The 22,571-nt window shown below is 45.1% G+C and carries 18 protein-coding genes and 1 pseudogene; 11 read left to right on the forward strand and 8 right to left on the reverse strand.

Going from position 1 to position 22,571, the window contains the following annotated elements:
- Nucleotide 1 precedes the first annotated feature (1 nt).
- Both tamB and tamA read right to left on the reverse strand, forming a co-directional pair.
- The gene (gene tamB, locus ACUN2T_RS23815; protein ID WP_445495357.1) at nt 2-3,775 is read right to left on the reverse strand and encodes an autotransporter assembly complex protein TamB; all 3,774 of its coding nucleotides are present in this window, start codon (nt 3,773-3,775) and stop codon (nt 2-4) included.
- The gene (tamA, locus tag ACUN2T_RS23820; RefSeq protein WP_445495358.1) at nt 3,772-5,514 is read right to left on the reverse strand and encodes an autotransporter assembly complex protein TamA; all 1,743 of its coding nucleotides are present in this window, start codon (nt 5,512-5,514) and stop codon (nt 3,772-3,774) included. Before tamA ends, tamB begins: the two co-directional genes overlap by 4 nt.
- A 115-nt stretch (nt 5,515-5,629) precedes the next feature.
- Between tamA and msrA the strand changes: the two genes are divergently transcribed.
- Both msrA and ACUN2T_RS23830 read left to right on the forward strand, forming a co-directional pair.
- Nucleotides 5,630-6,277 (forward strand): peptide-methionine (S)-S-oxide reductase MsrA, encoded by a 648-nt coding sequence (msrA, locus tag ACUN2T_RS23825; protein WP_445495359.1) that lies wholly within the window; start codon nt 5,630-5,632, stop codon nt 6,275-6,277.
- 155 nt (nt 6,278-6,432) lie between these two features.
- Nucleotides 6,433-7,764, forward strand: a complete 1,332-nt coding sequence (locus ACUN2T_RS23830) for a hemolysin family protein (RefSeq protein ID WP_445495361.1) — start codon at nt 6,433-6,435, stop codon at nt 7,762-7,764.
- 104 nt (nt 7,765-7,868) lie between these two features.
- Here the strand turns inward: ACUN2T_RS23830 and ACUN2T_RS23835 are convergent, their stop codons facing one another.
- On the reverse strand, nt 7,869-8,075 hold the full coding sequence (locus ACUN2T_RS23835) for a DUF1107 domain-containing protein (protein WP_011148633.1): 207 nt from the start codon (nt 8,073-8,075) through the stop codon (nt 7,869-7,871).
- Nucleotides 8,076-8,363: 288 nt separating this feature from the next.
- On the opposite strand from ACUN2T_RS23835, the gene ACUN2T_RS23840 reads away from it, so the two are divergent.
- Nucleotides 8,364-8,918: a YtfJ family protein gene (locus tag ACUN2T_RS23840; protein WP_445495362.1), complete on the forward strand. Its 555-nt coding sequence runs from the start codon at nt 8,364-8,366 to the stop codon at nt 8,916-8,918.
- 79 nt (nt 8,919-8,997) lie between these two features.
- Here ACUN2T_RS23840 and ACUN2T_RS23845 read toward each other — a convergent pair.
- Nucleotides 8,998-9,242: pseudogene (locus ACUN2T_RS23845) on the reverse strand (transposase); the annotation flags it as partial.
- 223 nt (nt 9,243-9,465) lie between these two features.
- On the opposite strand from ACUN2T_RS23845, the gene fecI reads away from it, so the two are divergent.
- The 7 genes from fecI (at nt 9,466) to fecE (ending at nt 17,082) form a co-directional block, all read left to right on the forward strand.
- Complete coding sequence (gene fecI, locus ACUN2T_RS23850) at nt 9,466-9,987, forward strand: ferric citrate uptake sigma factor FecI (protein ID WP_445495363.1); 522 nt, start codon at nt 9,466-9,468, stop codon at nt 9,985-9,987.
- A gap of 1 nt (nt 9,988) precedes the next feature.
- Nucleotides 9,989-10,939 carry a ferric citrate uptake sigma factor regulator FecR gene (fecR, locus tag ACUN2T_RS23855; RefSeq protein ID WP_445495364.1) on the forward strand — a complete coding sequence of 317 codons (951 nt, stop codon included), beginning with the start codon at nt 9,989-9,991 and terminating at the stop codon, nt 10,937-10,939.
- A 98-nt stretch (nt 10,940-11,037) separates the two neighbouring features.
- Nucleotides 11,038-13,398: a TonB-dependent Fe(3+) dicitrate receptor FecA gene (fecA, locus tag ACUN2T_RS23860; RefSeq protein WP_445495366.1), complete on the forward strand. Its 2,361-nt coding sequence runs from the start codon at nt 11,038-11,040 to the stop codon at nt 13,396-13,398.
- A gap of 59 nt (nt 13,399-13,457) precedes the next feature.
- Nucleotides 13,458-14,366, forward strand: coding sequence for a Fe(3+) dicitrate ABC transporter substrate-binding protein FecB (locus ACUN2T_RS23865; protein WP_445495367.1), 909 nt, complete (start codon nt 13,458-13,460; stop codon nt 14,364-14,366).
- Nucleotides 14,363-15,361: an iron-dicitrate ABC transporter permease FecC gene (gene fecC / locus ACUN2T_RS23870; protein ID WP_445495369.1), complete on the forward strand. Its 999-nt coding sequence runs from the start codon at nt 14,363-14,365 to the stop codon at nt 15,359-15,361. Before ACUN2T_RS23865 ends, fecC begins: the two co-directional genes overlap by 4 nt.
- On the forward strand, nt 15,358-16,314 hold the full coding sequence (gene fecD, locus ACUN2T_RS23875; protein ID WP_445495370.1) for a Fe(3+) dicitrate ABC transporter permease subunit FecD: 957 nt from the start codon (nt 15,358-15,360) through the stop codon (nt 16,312-16,314). Before fecC ends, fecD begins: the two co-directional genes overlap by 4 nt.
- Nucleotides 16,315-17,082: a Fe(3+) dicitrate ABC transporter ATP-binding protein FecE gene (gene fecE / locus ACUN2T_RS23880; RefSeq protein ID WP_445495372.1), complete on the forward strand. Its 768-nt coding sequence runs from the start codon at nt 16,315-16,317 to the stop codon at nt 17,080-17,082. It begins immediately after the preceding gene.
- 345 nt (nt 17,083-17,427) lie between these two features.
- On the opposite strand, the gene cysQ is transcribed toward fecE, so the two are convergent.
- Together cysQ and ACUN2T_RS23890 are read right to left on the reverse strand one after the other, a co-directional pair.
- Entirely contained in the window at nt 17,428-18,171 is a 744-nt protein-coding gene (gene cysQ / locus ACUN2T_RS23885; protein WP_445497970.1) for a 3'(2'),5'-bisphosphate nucleotidase CysQ, read from the reverse strand.
- A 147-nt stretch (nt 18,172-18,318) separates the two neighbouring features.
- Complete coding sequence (locus tag ACUN2T_RS23890) at nt 18,319-18,939, reverse strand: peptidylprolyl isomerase (protein ID WP_445495373.1); 621 nt, start codon at nt 18,937-18,939, stop codon at nt 18,319-18,321.
- Nucleotides 18,940-19,209: 270 nt separating this feature from the next.
- Between ACUN2T_RS23890 and ACUN2T_RS23895 the strand changes: the two genes are divergently transcribed.
- On the forward strand, nt 19,210-19,920 hold the full coding sequence (locus ACUN2T_RS23895) for a helix-turn-helix domain-containing protein (RefSeq protein ID WP_445495374.1): 711 nt from the start codon (nt 19,210-19,212) through the stop codon (nt 19,918-19,920).
- 36 nt (nt 19,921-19,956) lie between these two features.
- Here ACUN2T_RS23895 and ACUN2T_RS23900 read toward each other — a convergent pair whose 3' ends face one another.
- Both ACUN2T_RS23900 and ACUN2T_RS23905 read right to left on the reverse strand, forming a co-directional pair.
- Nucleotides 19,957-21,252: an ATP-grasp domain-containing protein gene (locus ACUN2T_RS23900; protein ID WP_445495375.1), complete on the reverse strand. Its 1,296-nt coding sequence runs from the start codon at nt 21,250-21,252 to the stop codon at nt 19,957-19,959.
- A gap of 13 nt (nt 21,253-21,265) precedes the next feature.
- Nucleotides 21,266-22,393 (reverse strand): MFS transporter, encoded by a 1,128-nt coding sequence (locus ACUN2T_RS23905; RefSeq protein WP_445495377.1) that lies wholly within the window; start codon nt 22,391-22,393, stop codon nt 21,266-21,268.
- Nucleotides 22,394-22,571: the final 178 nt, after the last annotated feature.

A 22,571-nucleotide genomic window follows, 5' to 3' on the forward strand; every position in this document is an offset into this window, starting at 1 on the left:
TTCAAAACTCAAACTGATAGAGCAAATCCAATGTCTGATCAATACCAGACACTGCTTCCAGATACAATCTAGGCATTAACCTATAGCGTAAGGTTAATGTTGCCAGTGAATCAAATATACCAACACCATACTTAACTTGCAGATCTTTTGTGATCTTTCCGCTAACAACTACCTGTGATTTATCACCAACCCCTTGAGTATCCAGTGCTAAATCGGAAACACCAAATATTTCACCGATTTTACCCACCAACTGACCACTCTGCGCAACCCCCAAACCTATCAACATTGCCGCCATCTTAGAATTGTCTGAATCACTGCTCTCCAACCCTTCACCACGCAACAAGTAAGAAAACGCTTCCTGTTGTGATTTGGCAGGTTCTGAGAAAATTTCCACTTTTGGCTGATCCGCCAAACCGGTAACTCTCACCCCGGCAATAACACGGCCATCAGTTGATTCTGGGTTACGGATAGCCTCAATATTAAGCAATGGTTGATCTGGTGGACCTGAAAACACAATCATCCCTTTACGGACAATCAGATCCTGCCCATAGGCATGGAAACGGCCATCAAGAATATCAACTTGACCATTCAAACCCAGGCCCTGCTCACCCTGAATCGCTTTCAGAGCGCCTCTAAGTTTCGCTTTCAGGCCAAATGCACTGAGTCGAACATCATCGCCTATATGAATCGTCAAGTTACTTTGAATCGGGATTGACGCTTTTTTCACTTCTAACGGCTGAAGATTCTCACCCAACATAATCTCATCCGATGACGCCTCTACAGCCGATTCGGGTAGTTCTTTAACTGTAATACGCGCCCAGGGAATAGCAACATTACCATCCAATTTCAGTAACTGAGGAGAAGCCTCAAACACCAGAGCAGGGCTGACATCAATTTTCACCATTGGTGGAAAAGTTACCCTCAATTTATCACCGTGAGCAGCGATTTTTGCATGCCACGCATCCAAATTACGCCAGTCAGCATCACCATTCAGGTTAAGTTGCCCCTTCGGCGTTTTGATAACACCCTCAAGATCGGAACGTATTCCATCAAAATTTACACCAAGTTGCCCTTGAGTAATATCAAATGGAATCCAATGACCCGAAGCTTGCAGTGCGCTCAGGTTCAACCGACCAAACAGTAATGGATTTTTGGCATTTCCGCCCAGACGCAAGTTAGCGTTCAAATGACCTTCTGCTTTATCACCTTTTCCAAGAATCGGTTCGATCAACGCCAGTGAAATATCCTGAATAACGATATTGCCCGATAGTTTGCGACGCCCTTCAAGATCAGCAATCTGTACCGCACCGTTAAACTGACCATTTCCCATAATTTTAAACAACCCATTCAGCTCTGCGGCCCCATTCTTCAGGCCTGCATTGAGTGTCAGGGTTTGAAAATCTACAGGTAATGCGATGCCATCAATCACTTGCTTAACCTGCACCGCATCACCACGCAAATTAACGTTGGCCTGAGGCAATCCACCTCCAGCACTCCATTTAACATTAGCATTACCACTGAATACACCTTTCAAATGTGTTTCAGGCCCCAGTAATGGCTGAATCATAGCAAGATCAAAACGATCAAGAATAACAGATGCACTACCGCTGGCACCGGCTTCAATGGGTTTCGGTACGCAGAGCTGTGCATGTGGATTCAACCAGCAATGAGTACCCACAGTGACTTTCTGCTGCTGATTGAGATAATCAATAGTAATAGCTTTAGTTAAACGCCATTCGCCAACCGGAGTATCAAAACGGGTATTATTAATACTGCCTTTCCATCGTTGTTGCTTGCGATCAAAACTACCATTAAGCGCAAGTTGACCAGCAACCGGCTCACCATCGACCTTCAGTTGCAAATTATGTTGTTTTTCATTGCCCTTAGCATTCAGCGTCAAACTACGAACGATTAAATCAGCCTGTTTCAACTGACCGACTTTGATAGCAAGATCGCCCTGGATCTGCGCAGCAGAACGTACATCTCCCTTCACATTCACACTATCAATGCGCAAATCCTGCCATTTCAACCCATTAGCATTCAGATCAGCCAGAATTTGAGGCGCTTGCATATTACCACGCAGTTTCAGCGTCCCATTAACGACACCGCCAAGCCCCGGTAATAAGCCATCCAACCTCGGTGCTTTGATATCGCCATCAAGTTGCCACTGTTTGAACAACTGTCCCTGGAGGTTGATTTTATTACGCCCCAAAGCCAGCTCAAATTGAGGAATATTCCACTGACCAGCCGCATTACCCGAAATCTTACCCCTGGCTTTTATCAAGTTCTGTTTTACATTACCATCAAGCGTTATTTCTGGGATTCGGAGCTGCCAGCTACCACCGTGCAAACTGCCACGAGTCACTATTTTCCCCTCTATTTCGGCTGGCCATTCCGGCCACTGTTTAGCAGTATTGATTCCAGAGAGTGTCAACACCGCATTCCAACTAACCGCCTTACTCCAATCGGCCACACCGACCAGTTCAGTTCTTCCCTGCAAAGCAGACAAGCGCAAGCGGGTCAACTTAAAGCGTTCTTCATTACCTTTAGCATCCAGCACCAATAATGCCGATGGAATTTCATTACCTTTAATACCTGAACGCAATGACACATCATAACCACTCGTTTTACCATTCAGGCGCATTTTTACATTATCAAGCTGATATTCAGGCTCCCCCGCCAAAGGCCAACTCAGTTGCTGGCTTTCAAGCGTCATACGCACTGGCAAACCGACCTTAGCCAGTTCCACCTGAGCATCAATTTTAGCTCTGACAGGGCCAGACAAATTCAGAATTAAGTTGAGCTGCTCCAGCAAGGCCCCATTAAGCGTCAAGTCAACTTTTTGTCCTTGAATCTCTTGCTGATCTATCTCACCTTTTATTGACAGTTTTACCGGCCATTGCTGCGCCAAAGTCGCGGAACCATGAACGGCTAAAGAACCTTCCGGTGCCTTTACATTCAATTTATCGAGCTGAATCTGCTGCCCCTGATTACTGATTTGCAGTAATAAGTCATTGATTGTGATATTGGTATCACCGGTCAGCCGTAATTGCTTACCCCTGATCTCTTCAACAGTAATATCCAATGGAATAGGCACTTCCGGTAACGTTGCCAATAGCGGCTGAGAAAACAATGTTTTCAGGATTTCTCCCAACGACTTTTCCGGTTCAACTTCCCGTTTTGCTTTCTCTGCTACTTCCGCTGTTTTCAATTGCTCAGGAGTCGTTTTTGGCAATCCCACCAGCAATCCATTGATTTTCGTTGGCTTAAAAATTAACGCCTTTTGCTGCCACTCCGCTGCGGTCCTGAATTCATCAAGGGCAAATACCCTATTATCTACGGTGACTGCGGCATTTTTAACAGATAACAAGTTAAGTAAAATCGGATATGGCGTCTCCAGTTCCGTCAGAGGCGCTGATTCTGGCGATGGTTCTCTCGCAGGGGATAATTGTTTGGTGTTAATCACCACTTTTACGCCTTCTGCCGTCAATGCATTAATACATAACTGACTATTTTTAAGACAGGAAAGACGCAGTGAAAGGTGGAGTTGATTCACATTAACATCAACACCGGGCATCTGGTACCTGATACCTTTCAGGGTCAAATCACGCCAGCCACCACTAACTCCGGTGATATCCAACCCCGGCACCCAACGGACGGCACTGTTGATCATAGTATGCAGGCCAGATTGCGTTCCTACCAATCCGGCAACAGCAATAACTAACAGCGTAATAATCAGTAAAAAAGCAATACTGACCTTCTTAATCCATCTCATAATTCAGATCCTAACCCGATGTAAAACTGGATATTACGGGATTCCGAATCCCCTATAGGCCTGGCCAGGTCAAACTTAATGGGTCCGACAGGAGAAGCCCAACGCACACCAACACCTGCGCCAGTTTTGAAATTGCTCCTTCTAACATCATTGACTGCTTCACCGGTATCAACAAAAACAGCACTCCACCAATCACCCGTTACGTTATATTGATACTCAAGCGAACCCACGATCAGCATGGATGCCCCAGTCAATTTTCCTTTATCGTCTTTGGGAGAAATTTTCTGATATTGGTAGCCACGGACACTGCGATCACCACCGGCAAAGAAACGTAAATCAGGAGGGACTTTCTGGAACTCATTGGTTTCTATCCAACCCAAATTACCCCGGGCAACAAAACGATGGTTATCCCAGTAAGTTCTGATCCAAACGTTTTGCGCCTGTAATACCAGGAAATCCACATCAGAACCCCAAAGGGTATCAGAAATATCAATGGAATAACGCTGGCTATCGCCCCAATAAGGCATCGTACCCCCACGTTGGCGGATACGACTCACATTCACTCCCGGATACAACAACATAGCAGTATTCGTGATATTAGCTTGAGTAAAGTGGCTGAGGCTCCAGCGCATATTGATCCCATACTGCCAACCAGTTGAAAGATCCCAGTTACGGGAAAGGTTCACCGTCGCAGTATCTGATACGGTATCGTTGACATCCTTACGTTTATAACCGGTCTGCAACGCATAATATTGCTCCAGCGGATTCGCTTTCAGCGGCATTTTATAGGTAGCATCAATCACCTGTTCAGGTGCAGAAAGGTTGATACTCGTGCCAAGGCTATGTCCACGAGAATTCAGCCACGGTTTTGTCCACTTAGCTTTTACCCGTGGCCCAACATCTGTTCCATAACCCCCACCTAATTCAACATAGTTTTTGGAACGTGGTGTTAATACCGCATCAAGAGGGAGAGTCTTATTGCCACTTTTTCGGGCGGCATTAAAATCAGGTGTCACCAGTGCTGAATTAAACCAACCCGTTTCTGCCAGCCGCCGATTGAATTCGGCCAATTGTTCCGAGGTATACAAATCCCCTTCTTTGAACGGCACCAAGTGACTCAGATAATCTTCACGAATTTGTGAACCACGATAATATATCTGACCAAAGTGATAACGCTCACCGCTGTTAAAATTAAAATCCCAAAATGCTTCATGCCGCTCTTTAGCAACACCCAATTGGCTCTTTTTCATTACGGCGTCAAAATAACCTTTTCTAATAGCAAGCCCGGTTAAAGAGCCTTTAAACCTTTCATATCCACCATGATTAAGAATTGTCCCTTTTTTCGGGCTTTTGCTTTTAACCAGTTTGGCATAATCTCTATCTGCCTTAGCCCCACCTTCCAAAACAACATTAACACCGGCAATCCGTACAGGTTCACCGGCCGTGACTTTTGCTGTTAATACCGAACGAGCGGGGGGTTTATTTTCCTGATAGGTAAATTCGATAATGGGTTCATAATAACCAAGGGGACGCAGACCTTCACGAATCGCTTTATCTACACGAGAGCGGAAACGACCATCTGCCGCAACTTCGTCAGTACTGATAGTGGAAAGATGAACTCGGGCATTTTTTTCTAAACTGCCAGTTAATCCTTCTATTTTTAGGCGAAGACTAGCACTATGAGCGATGGGAGTTGCGATAGACACACAAAGAAAACATAAAATGGGGTATCTTGACACGCGAACTCCTAACCTAATCGGAATAATTTGACTATAATAAAATTAATCTTGAGTAAAGTTTATAATATATACAATCTATCAATATCTGAAAACTTAATAATTACAGGAGGGAATTGTGCCAACATCAGCGAGTAAAACCCCATCTATTGATCCTCAAAGTACATTACCAGGAAGAGCTGAACCACTTAAGATTTCACCTAACCATACTGTCACCAATCATACAATAGAGCCTGTTCCAGCCAATATGGAAGTTGCCTATTTTGGTATGGGATGCTTTTGGGGCGTAGAACGGCTGTTCTGGCAACAACCTGATATTTACACGACCTCTGCGGGTTACAGCGGTGGTACAACACTAAATCCAACTTATGAAGAAGTCTGTAGCGGCCAGACCGGTCACACCGAGGTTGTCAGAATTGTTTATGATCCGGCAAAAAATAGTTACGAAAACCTGTTAAAACTTTTCTGGGAAAACCACGACCCGGCTCAAGGAATGCGTCAGGGAGGGGATATTGGTACTCAGTATCGTTCCGCGATTTATACTGTGTCACCTCTGCAACATGAACTGGCATTAGCCAGCCGTGAACGCTTCCAAAAAGCCATGCAACAGCAAGAAGATAACCGACCTGTTACAACCGAGATCACAGAAGCAGGGCCATTCTATTTTGCTGAAGACTATCACCAGCAGTATCTGTTTAAAAATCCTGAGGGGTATTGCGGGTTAGGCGGTATTGGCATTTGCCTACCCCAAATGAGCAAAAACTAGCCGGCTCATCTAAACTGATGTTATAATTAATACACTAATCAATAGCTTTCTAAGCATTTATTGCAACTTTTTATTTTATATGATTTTTATTGTTTCCTCCGGTGTTCTTTCAACGATAACCTACCCTATCACCGGAGGTAAAACACGGATACCTTATGCTAAACAGTCTATTAGTGGTGCTTTTATTGTGCGCGATCAGCGCCTTTTTTTCGTTATCTGAAATTTCTCTTGCCGCCTCAAGGCGAATCAAATTAAAACTGATGACAGATGAAGGTAATGTCAACGCAGCTCATGTTCTCAAATTACAAGAATCTCCAGGGATGTTTTTTACCGTTGTGCAAATCGGCCTGAACGCAGTCGCCATTTTGGCAGGTGTTGTCGGTGAATCGGCATTCTCTCCTTCACTGAAAGCTTTTTTCATTCAATTTATGCGACCAGAATGGGCAGAACAACTCGGCTTTATCTGTTCATTCATCATTGTGACCAGTGCATTTATTTTGCTTGCTGACCTAACACCAAAGCGTATCGGCATGATCAAACCAGAAGCTATCGCGGTGAAAATCGTTAATCCAATGCGTTTCTGTCTGGCAATTTTCCGCCCATTAGTTTGGTTATTTAATGGACTGGCTGATCTTATCTTTAAGATCTTTAAAATTCCGATGGCGCGTAATGAAGACATCACATCTGATGATATTTTCGCGGTTGTAGAAGCAGGGGCTGTTGCTGGTATCCTACGTAAACAAGAGCATGAGCTGATTGAAAACGTGTTCGAACTCGAATCCCGTACCGTTCCTTCTGCCATGACCTCACGGGAAAGCGTCGTCTACTTTGATAAGAATGAAAGTGAAGAAAGTATCAAACAACAGATTTCCACCCAACCACACTCCAAGTATCTGATATGTGACGGAGATATTGATCATGTTATCGGTTATGTGGATTCCAAAGATCTGCTGAACCAAGTCCTGAGTGGTCAGAGCCTGAGCTTCAATAAAGGTGTCCAGATCCGCAACGCGCTGATCATTCCAGATACCTTAACGCTTTCAGATGCCTTGGAAAGCTTTAAAGCTGCCGGCGAAGATTTCGCTATTATCCTGAATGAATACGCGCTAGTAATGGGTGTAATTACCCTCAATGATGTTATGACCACCCTAATGGGTGATTTAGTTGGTCAGGGGCAAGAAGAACAGATTGTCGTCCGAGACGAAAATTCATGGCTGGTCGAAGGCGGAACACCGATTGATGATGTACAGCGGGTACTGGATATTGATGATTTCCATGATTCCAGTAACTACGAAACCATCGCAGGCTTTATGATGTTCAGGTTGCGGAAAATTCCAAAACGTACTGATTCGGTCAAATTTGCTGGTTATAAGTTCGAAGTTGTCGATATTGATAACTACAAAATCGATCAGCTATTAGTCACAAAAATCACTGACACCCCCACCACGGCTCCCGCTCACAACCCAACCATCAGTGACGATAAATAAAAACGGCCTATTTTTGAACTGAGGCCGTTTAATCTTCTCATATTAAGCGCCACTTATTTGTGGCGCAGATTATTCAGTATACTGCTTGCGGCTATTTTCGTTATCTATCCTATTTCAGCCTGTAAACGCAGCACCTGTTGATTAACTTCACTCATCACACTGAAATGGCGCTTGTCTCTCACCTTCGGTGGTAAAATTTTGCCGCAGTCGAATTCAAAAGCCCCCATATCTTTAATGTATAAACGTCCACGGAATAAAGTTTTAACGTAGAGAGCAATTTTCAGTGGGTTATATCGGTGAAAAATTTTCATCTCTGCTTTTTTCCTCCTATGCTTCTTACGGTTACGTTTGGTGAACCAGCTCCATGCACCACACCGTTATGTAGAATAGTAGACTTAATTTATCGGATTTTGTTCCCCCCATTTTTAATTTTATGCACTGACTTTACATAAAATGACAGATATTTAGATATGCATAACTATGTAAATTTATCTCTTACTTAATGTTAAAAAATTGATCTTCTTTAAAGAGATAAATCAACGGATAACCGCTATGCTAAAGACCCGTGCATCGTCACATTCACTTACAAAGGAAAAATTATGATCAAGAATTTTATGTTATATGCTGCGCTACTTTGTTCTCCTGCTCTGGCATTCGCTCACAACATTAACCTGGAACAAAAGGTTCCTGTGGTCAGTGTTTCTGATAAAGGTGAGTTGTTACTCAACAATAATAAGTTTAGCTACCAAAATTGGGATAGTGGAAAACTGATCGGAAAAGTGAGAGTCATACAACATATTGCAGGTCGTAGTGCAGCAAAAGAACTGAATGCTCCGCTGATAGAAGAAATAAAACGTGCTGATTTTTCAAAAGAGAAATACCAAACAACCACCATCATCAATGTTAATGATGCCATATTTGGTTCCGGGCCATTTGTCCGCAGCAGTATTGAAGACAGTAAAAAAGAGTTTCCTTGGTCCCAATTTATCGCTGACAGCAATGGTGTCGTCAAGAAAACCTGGCAGTTGGAACCCAAAAATTCTGCCATTGTTGTCTTGGATAAAAATGGCGTCGCGAAGTTTGCCAAAGAAGGTAAGTTAAACAGCAACGAAATCAAACAGGTAATTGAATTAGTTCGTAAAGAATTACAGTAAAAACATCAGTGGTGATAACGGCTTGCGGATATATTTCGGTTTGTCCTTATCACCACCGCCCTACTGAAAAGTAGCTTATTTAAGCTTTGCTTAAGAGCAGCAAATTTTCAGAATCACGTAAATTCAAGCTCGGCGTTTTTAGTTGGACGGTGTAAGCTATTAATTCCGACACCATCTCCAATAAAAACTGAATAGGCTACGATGCCTTGAATGTTCTATCTGAGAAATATTTTTGAGTTGACCAACAACCATTTCTATCAAAAAACGCTCCCGTAACATTATTCTATCCCAGAGCGATAAAGCTTTTACTTTCATGTTGTTACGAAAATAGAATCAGTGATCAAATTGGGTGGAATACGTATGGGTACCGAAATCTGACAAAACAGTGTTTGCACTCCAACATCTTAGGAAATAGCGACAAGTCGTGCGACCACACCTACTCGACATCACGTTAACATGAAATAAAAACCTTCAAGAACAATTGTAATGATTACCATTCTCACATTAAGATGATACCGTGATTATTAACTTTTGATATTATAAAGCTATGTCTGACTACATTGTTGTTTCCGCTGAGCTGGCGCTTGAATCGTTTTACGGCGCGCATCACGGCTGGCTGAAAAACTGGCTCACACGCAAACTGCAATCGTCCTTTGACGCCGACGACGTAGCGCAGGATACCTTCCTCCGCGTGATAACCAGTGACTCGCTACAGACAATTCGCGACCCAAAATCCTTCCTCTGCACTATCGCCAAAAGGGTGATGATCGATCTGTTTCGCCGCAACGCTCTGGAAAAAGCCTATCTGGAACTGCTTGCGCAACAGCCTGAGGCACTTATACCCTCGCCAGAAATTCGTCAATGTCAACTTGAGACGCTCCAACAAATCGACCAGATGATCGATGGCCTGAGCAGCAAAATGCGCCAAACGTTTTTACTGTCTCAGCTTGAAAGTCTGACCTACAGCGACATCGCTTCACGTCTTAATGTGTCTGTCAGTTCCGTGAAAAAATATATGGCTAAAGCCACCGAACATTGCTTGCTGTTTCGCCTGGAGCATGGACTCTGATATGAATACTACGTTGACCAATTCTCGTCTCCAGGCCCTAAAATCAGCATCACACTGGTATGCCGTACTGAGTAGCGATCAAGCAAGCCCACGGCAAACCGAAAAATGGCAACATTGGTACGAACAGCATCAGGATAATCAGTGGGCGTGGCAACAGGTGGAAAATCTGCGTAACCAAATGCTTGTGGTGCCAGGCGATGTGGCAAGCCGCACACTTCAGGAAACGCACCTGTCACGCCGCAAAATGATGAAAAGCGTGCTGTTGCTACTAGGAGTGAGTGGTATCTGGCAACTGTGGTATTCAGAAGCGGGAGAGGGTCTGCGAGCCGATTACCGTACTGTTAAAGGGGACATTCAGCATCATCGACTGAGCGATGGCACACTGCTTACACTCAATACTGACAGCGCAGTAGATGTCCATTTTGACCCTGAGCAACGTCTGGTGCATCTCTGGTATGGCGAAATTGCCATCACTACCGGGCACGATGCTGAAACAAGGTTATTACGCGTACAAACCCGCCAGGCACAATTGACCGCATTGGGTACCCAATTTACGGTTCGTCAGGAAGGCAATACCACGCTAGTTAGCGTGCAGCAGCATGCCGTAGAGGTGATACTGACCGATGCTGACCGCAAATATATTGTGCGTCAGGGTGAAAGCTTAAGATTCAGCGCCACCAATTTTAGCGAACTGACAACGGCAATCGCCGAAGACAGCGCGTGGACGCAGGGTATATTAAGCTTCAGCGACAAACCACTGAGTGAAGTGATAGCGACCCTCGCCCGCTATCGCAACGGCGTATTACGCTGCGACCCAACTGTCGCCTCACTACGGTTAAGCGGCACTTTCCCGATAAAAAATACCGATACGGTATTAACCGTCATAGAAAAAACACTTCCCGTTAAGATTCAATATATTACCCGTTACTGGGTGAATGTTCTGCCCGCATAAAAATCATTAACGTAAAAATAATCATTTTCGATTGTCCCTTTTTACCTCTTCATTCGACTTATAAGTGAATACAGCCACAAAATGATTATGGAGACGTTATGACGCCTTTACGTGCACAGCCACTACGTGCGCTTCACAAAACAACACCACTGGTACTGGCGATTCATTTGAGCCTGTTACCGGCGGCTTGCCTAACCTCGGGGATCACGTATGCTTCGGTGGCACCAGCTAGCGCACACTATGACATTAATGCAGGCGAACTGGATAAAGTTCTCAATCAGTATTCCACCCGCGCAGGTATTACCTTTTCGGTAGATGCCAGCTTAACGCGCGGCAAACAAAGTAGCGGCCTACACGGCGATTACTCCATCACCGATGGGCTGAACACCTTACTGGCCGGTACTGATTTACAGGCGAAAACGTTGGGTGATAACACGTTCACACTCGAACCCGCTTCTGTCACGCCGAAAGACTCGATGACCGTGATAGGCGACTGGCTAGGCAGTGCACGTGAAACTGACGTATTTGAACATGCAGGCGCACGCGATGTCATCCGCCGTGAGGATTTTGCCAAAACAGGCGCAACAACAATGCGTGAAGTGCTAAACCGCATTCCTGGCGTCAGCGCACCGGAAAACAACGGTACCGGCAGTCACGACCTGGCGATGAACTTCGGCATTCGTGGCCTGAACCCGCGTCTTGCCAGCCGCTCTACGGTTCTGATGGATGGCATTCCGGTCCCCTACGCGCCTTACGGTCAGCCACAGCTATCGTTGGCGCCAGTATCTCTTGGCAACATGGACGCAGTAGACGTGGTACGCGGCGGCGGCGCTGTGCGCTACGGACCACAAAGCGTAGGGGGTGTGGTGAATTTCGTGACTCGCGCTATCCCACAGGATTTTGGTATTGAGGCAAGCGTAGAAGGCCAGCTTAGCCCCACATCGTCACAAAATAATCCAAAAGAAACCCATAATCTGATGATTGGAGGTACGGCAGATAACGGTTTCGGCACGGCGCTTCTCTACTCCGGTACACGAGGTAGCGACTGGCGCGAGCACAGCGCCACGCACATTGACGACATGATGCTCAAAAGCCGCTATGCACCCAATGAAGTGCACACCTTCAACAGCCTGCTGCAATATTATGATGGCAGTGCGGATATGCCCGGAGGTCTTTCACGCGCCGATTATGATGCCAATCGCTGGCAATCCACTCGCTCATATGATCGCTTCTGGGGCCGCCGTCAGCTCGCAAGCCTCAGCTATCAGTATCAGCCCGACCAGCAGCACAAATTCAATATTCAGAGCTTATATACCCATACCTTACGCAGCGGTTATCTTGAGCAGGGCAAACGCATTACCCTTTCCCCACGGGAATACTGGGTGCGCAGCATCGAACCGCGCTATAGCCAGCTCTTCAATTTAGGGCCTTCAGCCCATGAAGTAGGAATTGGCTACCGTTACGTGAATGAAGCCAGTCACGAAATGCGTTACTACACCGCCACCAGCAGCGGCGAATTACCCAGCACATCGAGCCCTTATGACCGTAATACCCGCTCTGGCACCGAGGCTCATGCTTGGTACATTGACGACCGCATTGATATCGGCAACTGGACCATCACTCCAGGGATACGATTCGAACATATCAAATCCATCCAAAACAACAACCTGAAAGGCACCCGCCAAGAAGTAAGCTACAATGCGCCGCTGCCTGCACTCAACGTTCTTTATCACGTTACTGACAGCTGGAATCTTTATGCCAATACGGAAAGCTCATTCGGTACCGTACAGTACAGCCAGATTGGTAAAGCTGTGCGGAGCGGCAATGTAGAACCGGAAAAAGCACGAACCTGGGAAGTCGGAACCCGCTACGACGACGGCGCTCTGACTGCGGAAATGGGGCTGTTCCTGATTAACTTCAACAATCAGTACGACTCCAACCAGACCAACGATACGGTTACGGCACGTGGAAAAACCCGACACACTGGGTTGGAAACTCAGGCACGTTACAATCTTTCCGAGCTTACGCCTAAACTGGAGAACGTTTCGGTTTACGCCAACTACACATATGTGAACGCAGAAATTCGCGAAAAAGGCGATACCTACGGGAATCAAGTGCCATTCTCACCGAGACATAAAGGTACACTTGGCATGGATTACAAACCTGGCAGTTGGACCTTCAACCTCAACAGCGAATTCCAGTCTAGCCAATTTGCCGATAACGTTAACACCGTACAGGAAAGTGCCGATGGCAGCACCGGCCGCATTCCAGGCTTTATGCTGTGGGATGCGCGCATGGCGTATGACTTCGGCCCAAAAATGGCCAATCTGACTCTAGGCTTTGGGGTGAAAAACATTTTCGACCACGAGTATTACACCCGCTCCTATGATGATAACAATAAAGGCATCTACGCCGGGCAGCCGCGCATATTCTATATGCAAGGTTCGCTGAAGTTCTGATGCTACGTTAACCCTTTCGCCGGGCCATTGCCCGGCTTTGCTATTTCTGGAGCTCAGTTATGTCTGCACTGATCCGCATTATGTTTATCGCTTTGCTCTTCTCCACCAGCCTGACCCGTGCCCTTGCCGTCACGGTGCAGGATGAGCAAGGTAGTTTCACCCTCAATACTGTTCCTAAACGCGTGGTCGTGCTGGAACTGTCGTTTGTTGATGCGCTGGCCGCCATCAATATCAGCCCGGTGGGTATTGCCGATGACAACGATCCGCTGCGCATCCTCTCGGATGTTCGCCAACATATTAAGCCCTGGCAGTCAATAGGCACTCGCGCCCAGCCGAGCCTTGAAGTGATCAGCGCGTTGAAGCCGGATCTCATCATTGCGGACAATCGCCGCCATGCAGGGATTTATCAGGCACTCAAGGGCATCGCCCCCGTCCTGCTGCTAAAGTCCCGCAACGAAACCTATGAAGAAAACCTGCAATCTGCCGCTATCATCGGCAAAGTGATGGGGAAAGATCGTGAGATGCAAAAACGGCTGGCAGAGCACCATAAACGCATGAAAGGCTATGCCAGCCAGTTGCCACAAGGTGTCAGTGTGGTTTTTGGCACCTCGCGCGAACAACAATTTAACCTGCACTCCAGCGACACCTATACCGGCAGTGTCTTAATCGCATTAGGGTTGAAGGTTCCCATGCCAGTTAATCACGCGGCAATGGTTTCTCTCAGCCTTGAACAATTGCTGGCACTCAATCCTGACTGGCTTATCGTGGCCCACTATCGCCAGGAAAGCATTGCGAAGCGCTGGCAGCAGGACACGCTGTGGCAGATGATGACAGCACAGCACAAACATCAGATAGCAGCGGTAGATAGTAACACTTGGGCACGTATGCGCGGGATATTTGCCGCTGAACACATTGGCAGTGATGCGGTAAGAATCTTCCATCATCAGCCGGTTAACGAAACACCATGAGACGCCGCTATCATCCCGTCTGGCGCTGGGGATTACCGTTGATTGCACTGTTTAGCGCGTTCTGGTTAAGCCTGTTTTGCTATTCCGCTATTCCGATTCCCGCTATCAGTGCGCTCAAAGCGCTGGTGCCAGGTCATACACCGACGCTGCCTGAAGCACTGGTCATCAATCTGCGACTACCACGCAGTCTGGTTGCTATTTTGCTCGGCGCCGCGCTGGCGCTGGCCGGTGCATTACTCCAGACGCTCACCCATAATCCTCTGGCCTCACCCTCCTTACTGGGAATTAACAGTGGTGCAGCGCTGGCAATAGCGCTGGTCAGCGCTTTCAGTCCAGCGCCTCTAGCCGGATATTCCATTTCCCTAGTGGCGGCCTGTGGCGGTGGAATCAGTTGGATGATGGTGATGGCCGCAAGTGGCAGCTGGCAGCAAAAATACGATCGCAACCAGCTGATTCTGGCGGGCATTGCTTTATCTGCCTTATGTATGGCACTAACACGCATTACGCTACTGCTTGCCGAAGATCATGCTTACGGCATTTTCTACTGGCTGGCGGGTGGAGTCTCTCATGTCCGTTGGTCAGAATTCTGGCAACTATTTCCTTTCGTGGCAGTCACTGCACCTGTGGTTTTGTTGTTGGCGAAATCGCTTAATCTGCTCAACGCTGGCGATGTGAGTGCCCATACGCTTGGTGTGAACCTGACACACCTGCGCATTTTCGTCAATCTGGCGGTACTGATTCTGGTGGGAGCCTGTGTCAGTGTTGCAGGACCGGTCATGTTTATTGGCCTTCTGATGCCGCATCTGGCGCGTTTCTGGGTTGGCTATGATCTGCGCCGCGCACTACCAATGTGTATGTTGCTGGGAGCCGTATTTATGCTACTTGCGGATTTACTGGCCCGAGCGCTGGCCTGGCCAGGAGAACTCCCGGCAGGCGCGGTACTGGCGCTGATTGGTGCTCCCTGCTTTGTCTGGCTGGCAAGGAGGCGAGCATGAATCGTCAGGTTATTTCACTTTTGATGTTGCTACTAGCGGTTACACTGGTACTGGCGCTACGCATGGGTGCACAACCGCTTCCCTGGGAAGCGTTAATAAGTGGCTGGCAACCCAGTGACAAACACCACTTTATGCTCACGCAGTACCGCCTACCGCGCATTTTACTGGCCATCACTGTAGGCGCTGCACTGGCACTTTCCGGCGTTCTGATCCAGGGTATTGTTCGTAATCCACTGGCCTCACCCGATGTACTGGGGATAAATCATGCAGCAAGCCTGGCGTCCATCAGCGCACTGATCCTTTTCCCTTCTCTACCAGTACTGTGGCTTCCGCTGCTCGCTTTTGGCGGCGGAATAGCCGCGCTAATCCTGCTGCGAGCGATTGCCGGACCTTCTTCGCCACTGCGCCTTGCGCTGGTTGGCGTGGCACTTTCAGCTACCTGGACAAGCATCACCGACTATCTGATACTCTCACGTCCGCAGGATATCAACAACGCGCTTTTATGGCTGACAGGCAGTCTGTGGGGACGCGACTGGCAGTTTGTGGCGATAGCTCTACCGATATTGATGATACTGATGCCGTTCAGTCTACGCTTTTGTCGCGACTTAGATTTATTGGCACTCGGTGATGACAGCGCCAGCACACTAGGCGTTTCGCTCCTACACGTACAATCGTGGGGACTCATGCTGGCAGTAGCACTTGCCGCAACATGCGTCGCCGTTTGCGGACCGATTAGCTTTATCAGCCTCGTGGTACCCCATCTCGTTCGCAGGCTTGTGGGAGGACGGCATCGCTGGCTTATACCAGCATCCATGCTTACGGGTGCGCAGGTTCTGCTGCTAGCCGATTTGCTGGCAAGAACCCTAGATCCACCGATGGAGCTACCAGCAGGCGTACTGACCGCCATCATTGGCACCCCTTATTTCTTCTGGCTTTTAGTGAGGACGCGTTAAATGCAACTGGCTACAGAAAAGTTATCTGCGGGCTACGGGGAAAAATACATTCTGAATGACCTGTCGCTTACCCTTTCAACTGGGAAAATCACAGCACTGCTCGGCCCCAACGGTTGTGGGAAATCGACATTACTGAAATGCTTTTCAAGGCTATTAACACCATTATCTGGAAAGTTAACAATAAATAATGAACCTTTGGCGCACTTTTCCTCACGCAAGCTCGCCAGACATCTGGCGCTTTTGCCGCAACACCCTCTCACACCTGAGGGGATCGCCGTCCGTGAACTGGTTGCATACGGACGCAGCCCCTGGCTGACGTTCTGGGGGCGTTTAGCATCTCATGATCATCGTCTTGTGCAACAAGCAATGGAAAAAACACAGATTAGCCATCTTGCCGATAAACGCGTTACAGACCTTTCTGGCGGGCAACGCCAACGTGCTTTTCTGGCGATGGTTCTGGCCCAGGATACGCCGGTGCTACTGCTTGACGAACCCACTACGTACCTGGATATCAATCATCAAGTGGAATTGATGAAGCTACTACGTGAACTGAACAGCGAAGGAAAAACGGTAGTGACGGTACTGCACGACCTCAATCAGGCCAGCCGGTACTGTGACCACCTAGTGCTGCTTTCGCAAGGGCAGATTATCGCCCAAGGCTCCCCCGAAGAGGTTATGACACCGGAATTATTACAGCGGGTATTCAGCATTGAAGCAGAAATTCACCCCGAACCCGTTTCAGGTAAACCAATGTGTGTCATGTGTTAAGGGGGGGATCTAATGTAACGTGTTGGCTCTCTTCTCCAGAACAGCTTAACTTCATCGGCCTCCAACTATAGCGCCAAATATACCCACGGATATGGAGCAAACTAGGCTTTTTGTGAAAGATTGTGTCGGAATTAATTGTTTATACCCTTCATCTTTCAAGTTGCTGCTTTGTTGGCGACTTTCACTTACCCCAGTCACATCGTTATCTATGCGCCTGGGGATGCGTTCACTTGCCGCCGCGCTGCAACTTGAAATCTATTGGTATATACCTTCCAACCAAAAAAGCCGGGCTTGAATTTACGTGATTCTGAAATTACTGCCCTTAAGCAAAGCTGACGTTATTTGCTAAAAAATCGTCACTCTAAATCCCGGATTCAGGAATGATTCACGAGGCGTATAATCCAGAGTCTGGCCTTTCCAGTTTGTTACATGAGCACCGGCCGCAATTGCCACAGCATGGCCTGCGGCGGTATCCCAGACATGCGTTGGTCCAAAACGGGGATAAAGTTGCGCCTTTCCTTCGGCCACTAGGCAGAACTTTAATGAAGAACCCACAGAAACCGTCTGATGTTCGCCTAACTGACTGAGATAATCCTCCAATTCTGTATCCATATGAGAGCGGCTGACTACCACCATTGGGGGATTAGCATCACGAATTTTAATCGGCAAACATTGACCACCACAGGTTTTTTTCCATGCCTGCCGTCCTTGCCCGAAATAAAGCGTATCCTGTACAGGCGCGTACACCGCCCCCATCACAGGAATGCCCTCATCAATCAGAGCAATATTAACCGTGAATTCACCGTTACGATTAATAAATTCCTTGGTTCCATCCAGCGGATCAACTAACCAATAGCGCTTCCAATCACGCCTCTCCTCCCAGGCTGGCGGTTCTTCTTCCGACAACAATGGAATTTCCGGTGCGATACGGGATAATCCGGCTTTAATTATTTTATGGGCCGCAATATCAGCAATAGTAACCGGTGAATCATCCTGTTTATGATCAACTTTCAGGGGATGTCCATCCTGATAAATTGCCATAATAGCCACGCCAGCTTCCCGGGCCAGTTGGCAGACTTGTTCTAGCATCATACACCTCTACGGTTAGTTATCTGTTATCATTTTAGACTATATTATCAATCGATCTTCTGCCGGAATTGTAAGAATTTTATTGCCATCACCAAAACAAAAACAGCCGGATATACCGGCTATTTTTAATCATATTTCTGGATAAAATTATAGAATATCCAGTAATTCCACTTCGAAAATCAGTGTGCTATATGGAGGAATCGATGCGCCGGCACCACGCTCACCATAAGCCAAATCATATGGGATATAAAGTTTCCATTTAGAACCGACAGGCATCAGGGTTAATGCTTCGATCCATCCGGCAATCACACCATTCACAGGGAATTCGGCAGGTTCGCCACGCTGTACTGAACTGTCAAATACAGTGCCATCAATCAGGCAACCAGTATAGTGAACACGAACCCGGTCAGTACGGGCCGGAATTGCGCCATCACCCTGTTTTAGTACAGAGAACTGTAAACCAGATTCTGTCGTACTGATCCCATCACGCTGAGCATTTTCTGCCAGAAACTTCTGACCCTCTTCTACCATAGCCTGCTGGCGTTCATGACGCACACCGTCTGCACGCTCATGCATCTCACGTAAAGCACGATGCAGTATATCAACCGGCACCGCCGGAGAATGACTTTCCAGCGCATCACATAATCCTGCCAGCAATGCTTCAGGCTCCAGACCTTGCAGACCAGATTCCAGTAATTGCTGACCGACTTGTAAGCCAACCCCATAACTTGCTTGTGCTTCGATAGAGTCAAAAGAAAGTTTTGCCATGAAAATACCTGTGATCAAATTAAATTAGGACTGCAAGCATAACAGTGCTATGTAGCAGGGTAAACCGAAGATATTCACCGGAGGATACGTCTCGCCGAAATATATAAGACTCGATAATCGATATAACTCTAAGTGGCATATTTATTTCTTAAAGGTTATAATACAAACAAATTCTTTTAAAATATTTTTACTTCCAATTGATTATATTAATAAAATATTATTGATATAAAATTAATTTTACATCTAATATTATATAATGAGGAAAATCTTATGAATACGTCATTTAATGAGATTTTATCAGAAATTCAAAAATCCAAAACCATGCTAGAGTTAGAAAGTAAATTATTAAACGCGATAAATTATCTGGATTTTGAATTCTACTCAATTTATCAGGAAGAAAAATATCCATTCACAACAAAGAAATATGTTCTAATAACCAATTTAAACATAGAAACAGCAAACAATTATAATCAAAACAATAATCACGATAGTGACCAACTAATGAATGGTGATTATACTTTTTCCATTCCTTCAATTTGCAATGAAAAAATATCAAAAGATACTGACTTTATGATTAAAAAGTCAAAAATAGATGAAATTCAAAATAGTCTTTCAATTAAAATCAAAGGCTCTCATGGAGAAAGATCAATTTTTTCAGTCGCCAGAAAAGAAGGTGCCATTTCTCACAATGAGATACTTAATAAAGCAGGTATGTTAGGCATATTGGCAAATGAATGCGTGGAAACATTCAATAAATTAAAAAATAAAAAGGATAAAATAATTGTTCCGACACTATCCACGAGAGAAGTCGAAGTAATAAGATGGACTTGTGAAGGAAAAACCTCTGCTGAAATAGCCAATATACTGGAAATTTCAACAAGAACAGTCAATTTTCATATTAATAATGTTATGGAGAAATTAGTTGTTCCCAATAAAGTCGCTGCTGTTGCTAAAGCAATAGCATATAACCTGATCATATAATAATTAGAGCCAAAATGAGGCTCTAATTATATGAAATTATAAAATATAATTTTCCAAAATATTTCTCCAAGCATCATTAATTTCATTCATCAGGGATTCACATTTGATATGTTCATCATTAACATGCACACAAACATAACCACAAAAATCATTATTACTCTTCGGCACTTCATAAACCAGTGAATTTCGCTCCAAATTAATATTTATTGAAATAATTTCATAATGTAATTTCACCATAATATGATCAATAGATACTAACAACAATTTATTTACTTCTATCTTACTAAATTTATCATTAATTTTCCCGTCTTTACCCGCCAGCAAATTAATCAAAAATGCTCTACCCTTCGCTTCGGGTAATATTATTCGATCACTAAATCCTTTAACTAAGTGATCAACCCAAATTTCCTGCAAACTTATACCATATACCCAATTAGCCATATCCCAAATACGCATACCTGCTGGTCTACGGTTAGTTTCAACTAGGAAGGTTTCTCCCGTTTTACTATCTTGCTTAATCTCATTATGGAATGCGCCGAGAGTCTGCCCTGAAATCAGGTTAATTGCTTGCCCTGCTTTATGTAATGCAATCGCATTCCTTCCATCACATTGCGCGGGAACTATTTGCCCTATTTCAACAGGATATTCACCTTTCTGAGAGACTTTTTGCGTTAAAAAAGCCATACAACCAATACCATCGTAAGAATATTCTGTATCGAAAGTAATAAGTTCTTCTGCAAGAATTGGCTTGCCGCCAGACTGTGCAACAGATTGAGCAAAAGCAGTTGGGATTTTATGCCTATCTTTAATCGCCACTACCCCGAAATTTGCCCGGCCACAATTAGGTTTAATAACTACACCATACGGAACAGAATCATAAAACTCTTCCAGTTCATTAATATCATTAATTAAACTGTATCTAGGGGTTTTAATATGTTGGGCCGCAAGCAGTGGCAATATACGGGTTTCTTGTTGACGGAACTGAGATTTCTCAATACCCGCGAAACTTAATTCAGGATCATCACCATAAACATTCAGTTTATTCGCTATAACAGCAGCATGCCCGGACACTGCATCCATAAAGGGAAGAATACCGGCACATGTCATATCGAGTTCAGAAAGAGCACCTATTACTCTATCAACATAATTTTCTGTCCGTACAGGTATATGATAGACAAATGGGGTGATATTTTGCTCTTCACCGGACAACATATCACTAATAATAACTAATTCAAGGGAATAATTATACTGGATATAATCACGAATATTAACGATTTCATTCAGTCTTGCCGGAAGATAATCAAGTACTAACAAGTATTTTTTCGAACTCATATTTTCTCCATTATTAACTATTATGCAAATTTAATTTAAGCGAACGATAAGGATTAATAATGACGAACATCAATAAAACAAATACAGAGAATATCAAATAGATACTATTGTAGGAAAAATAGTTCAGTAAATTAGCACAAATGAAACTGGTTAAAGGTGTCGCTATCTGATTCAAAACAAGCACAACACCGAGATACTGAGAAAAATTCTTCTTCGGAATAAGGCTTGCCCGGTAAGAGCGGGAAAAAAGATTGAAACAACCTTCCGAACCAATGACCAGCAAGAAACCCAATGTATAAATAACGAATAACGGACCGGTAGCGAATAATGTCAGACCACATAACGCAATAAGAAAAGCCGTCACACCAACGATACGCACATCAAAGATACGGCACAATTTCGGCGCAACAAAAAATACACAACAGTTCACCACCCCTGCATAAGCCAAAAGCCGGGCATACCCCTCTTCCGGTTGTGAAAAAATACGGGTGATAACATAAACAGCCGTTGACAAGATAGCCCCTTGCATCACATTCATCAGAAATGTCAGGCTAATAACCCGTAGCAGCGACGGGTTTCCCATCAGGAATTTAAATATCGCAGGCAGATTATAACCTTCTCTATTAACATGCTCTGCAATCTGATTTTTCCTTTGTAGCTGAAACCATATGAAACTGCTAATCAGGAAAGGAAAAAAAGCAAATGCAAATACGGCATAAACGCTGAATTTATAAACCAGCACACCCACAACCACCGGGGCTGCAATATAGGTAAACTGTTCAACAAATTGCAAACGAGAGTTAACAGAAGGTAACTCTATTGCATTAATGTTTTTAGAAACAAAACTTTCAAGGTTGACATATCCCGCTCCACTAAAAAAGGATAAAACACATGAGAGAGGAATAATGACATATACGATATTATTGTCAGAATATATAAATGAAAAAATAAAAAGGAATAAACAAACCAATGAACGTAGGATATCACTCAGGAATAACATAACTAATGTATGCATCCTGTCACCCATCCAGCCAGAAATAGGAAGTGAAATGACTCGAAATAACCGTTCAAGCCCAAAAGCAAAAGATGAAAGTGAAGCACTATTAGTTGAGGTATACACTAATACAGGCACAGCAAACATAACAAATGCCTCTGAAAAAACAGAAAAAAACCGAGCCAGTATGATCCTGTGTATCATTAGTATTACCTCAACCTTATTGTCTATCCCATTAGGCTATTTTATTTATGAACTTGAGTTTGGGCAATACTCAAATTGATTTCATCAATTACGCCTACTGGGATAGACTTTTACTACACAA

It is taken from the genome of Photorhabdus machadonis (assembly GCF_052657765.1).

Bases quoted from the DNA above. Each gene is read 5' to 3' on its own strand.
- tamB (WP_445495357.1), bottom strand. From the start codon at position 3,775: ATGAGATGGATTAAGAAGGTCAGTATTGCTTTTTTACTGATTATTACG.
- ACUN2T_RS23830 (WP_445495361.1), top strand. From the start codon at position 6,433: ATGCTAAACAGTCTATTAGTGGTGCTTTTATTGTGCGCGATCAGCGCC.
- ACUN2T_RS23835 (WP_011148633.1), bottom strand. From the start codon at position 8,075: ATGAAAATTTTTCACCGATATAACCCACTGAAAATTGCTCTCTACGTT.
- ACUN2T_RS23840 (WP_445495362.1), top strand. From the start codon at position 8,364: ATGATCAAGAATTTTATGTTATATGCTGCGCTACTTTGTTCTCCTGCT.
- fecI (WP_445495363.1), top strand. From the start codon at position 9,466: ATGTCTGACTACATTGTTGTTTCCGCTGAGCTGGCGCTTGAATCGTTT.
- fecR (WP_445495364.1), top strand. From the start codon at position 9,989: ATGAATACTACGTTGACCAATTCTCGTCTCCAGGCCCTAAAATCAGCA.
- fecA (WP_445495366.1), top strand. From the start codon at position 11,038: ATGACGCCTTTACGTGCACAGCCACTACGTGCGCTTCACAAAACAACA.
- ACUN2T_RS23865 (WP_445495367.1), top strand. From the start codon at position 13,458: ATGTCTGCACTGATCCGCATTATGTTTATCGCTTTGCTCTTCTCCACC.
- fecC (WP_445495369.1), top strand. From the start codon at position 14,363: ATGAGACGCCGCTATCATCCCGTCTGGCGCTGGGGATTACCGTTGATT.
- fecD (WP_445495370.1), top strand. From the start codon at position 15,358: ATGAATCGTCAGGTTATTTCACTTTTGATGTTGCTACTAGCGGTTACA.
- fecE (WP_445495372.1), top strand. From the start codon at position 16,315: ATGCAACTGGCTACAGAAAAGTTATCTGCGGGCTACGGGGAAAAATAC.
- cysQ (WP_445497970.1), bottom strand. From the start codon at position 18,171: ATGCTAGAACAAGTCTGCCAACTGGCCCGGGAAGCTGGCGTGGCTATT.
- ACUN2T_RS23890 (WP_445495373.1), bottom strand. From the start codon at position 18,939: ATGGCAAAACTTTCTTTTGACTCTATCGAAGCACAAGCAAGTTATGGG.
- ACUN2T_RS23895 (WP_445495374.1), top strand. From the start codon at position 19,210: ATGAATACGTCATTTAATGAGATTTTATCAGAAATTCAAAAATCCAAA.
- ACUN2T_RS23900 (WP_445495375.1), bottom strand. From the start codon at position 21,252: ATGAGTTCGAAAAAATACTTGTTAGTACTTGATTATCTTCCGGCAAGA.
- ACUN2T_RS23905 (WP_445495377.1), bottom strand. From the start codon at position 22,393: ATGTTTGCTGTGCCTGTATTAGTGTATACCTCAACTAATAGTGCTTCA.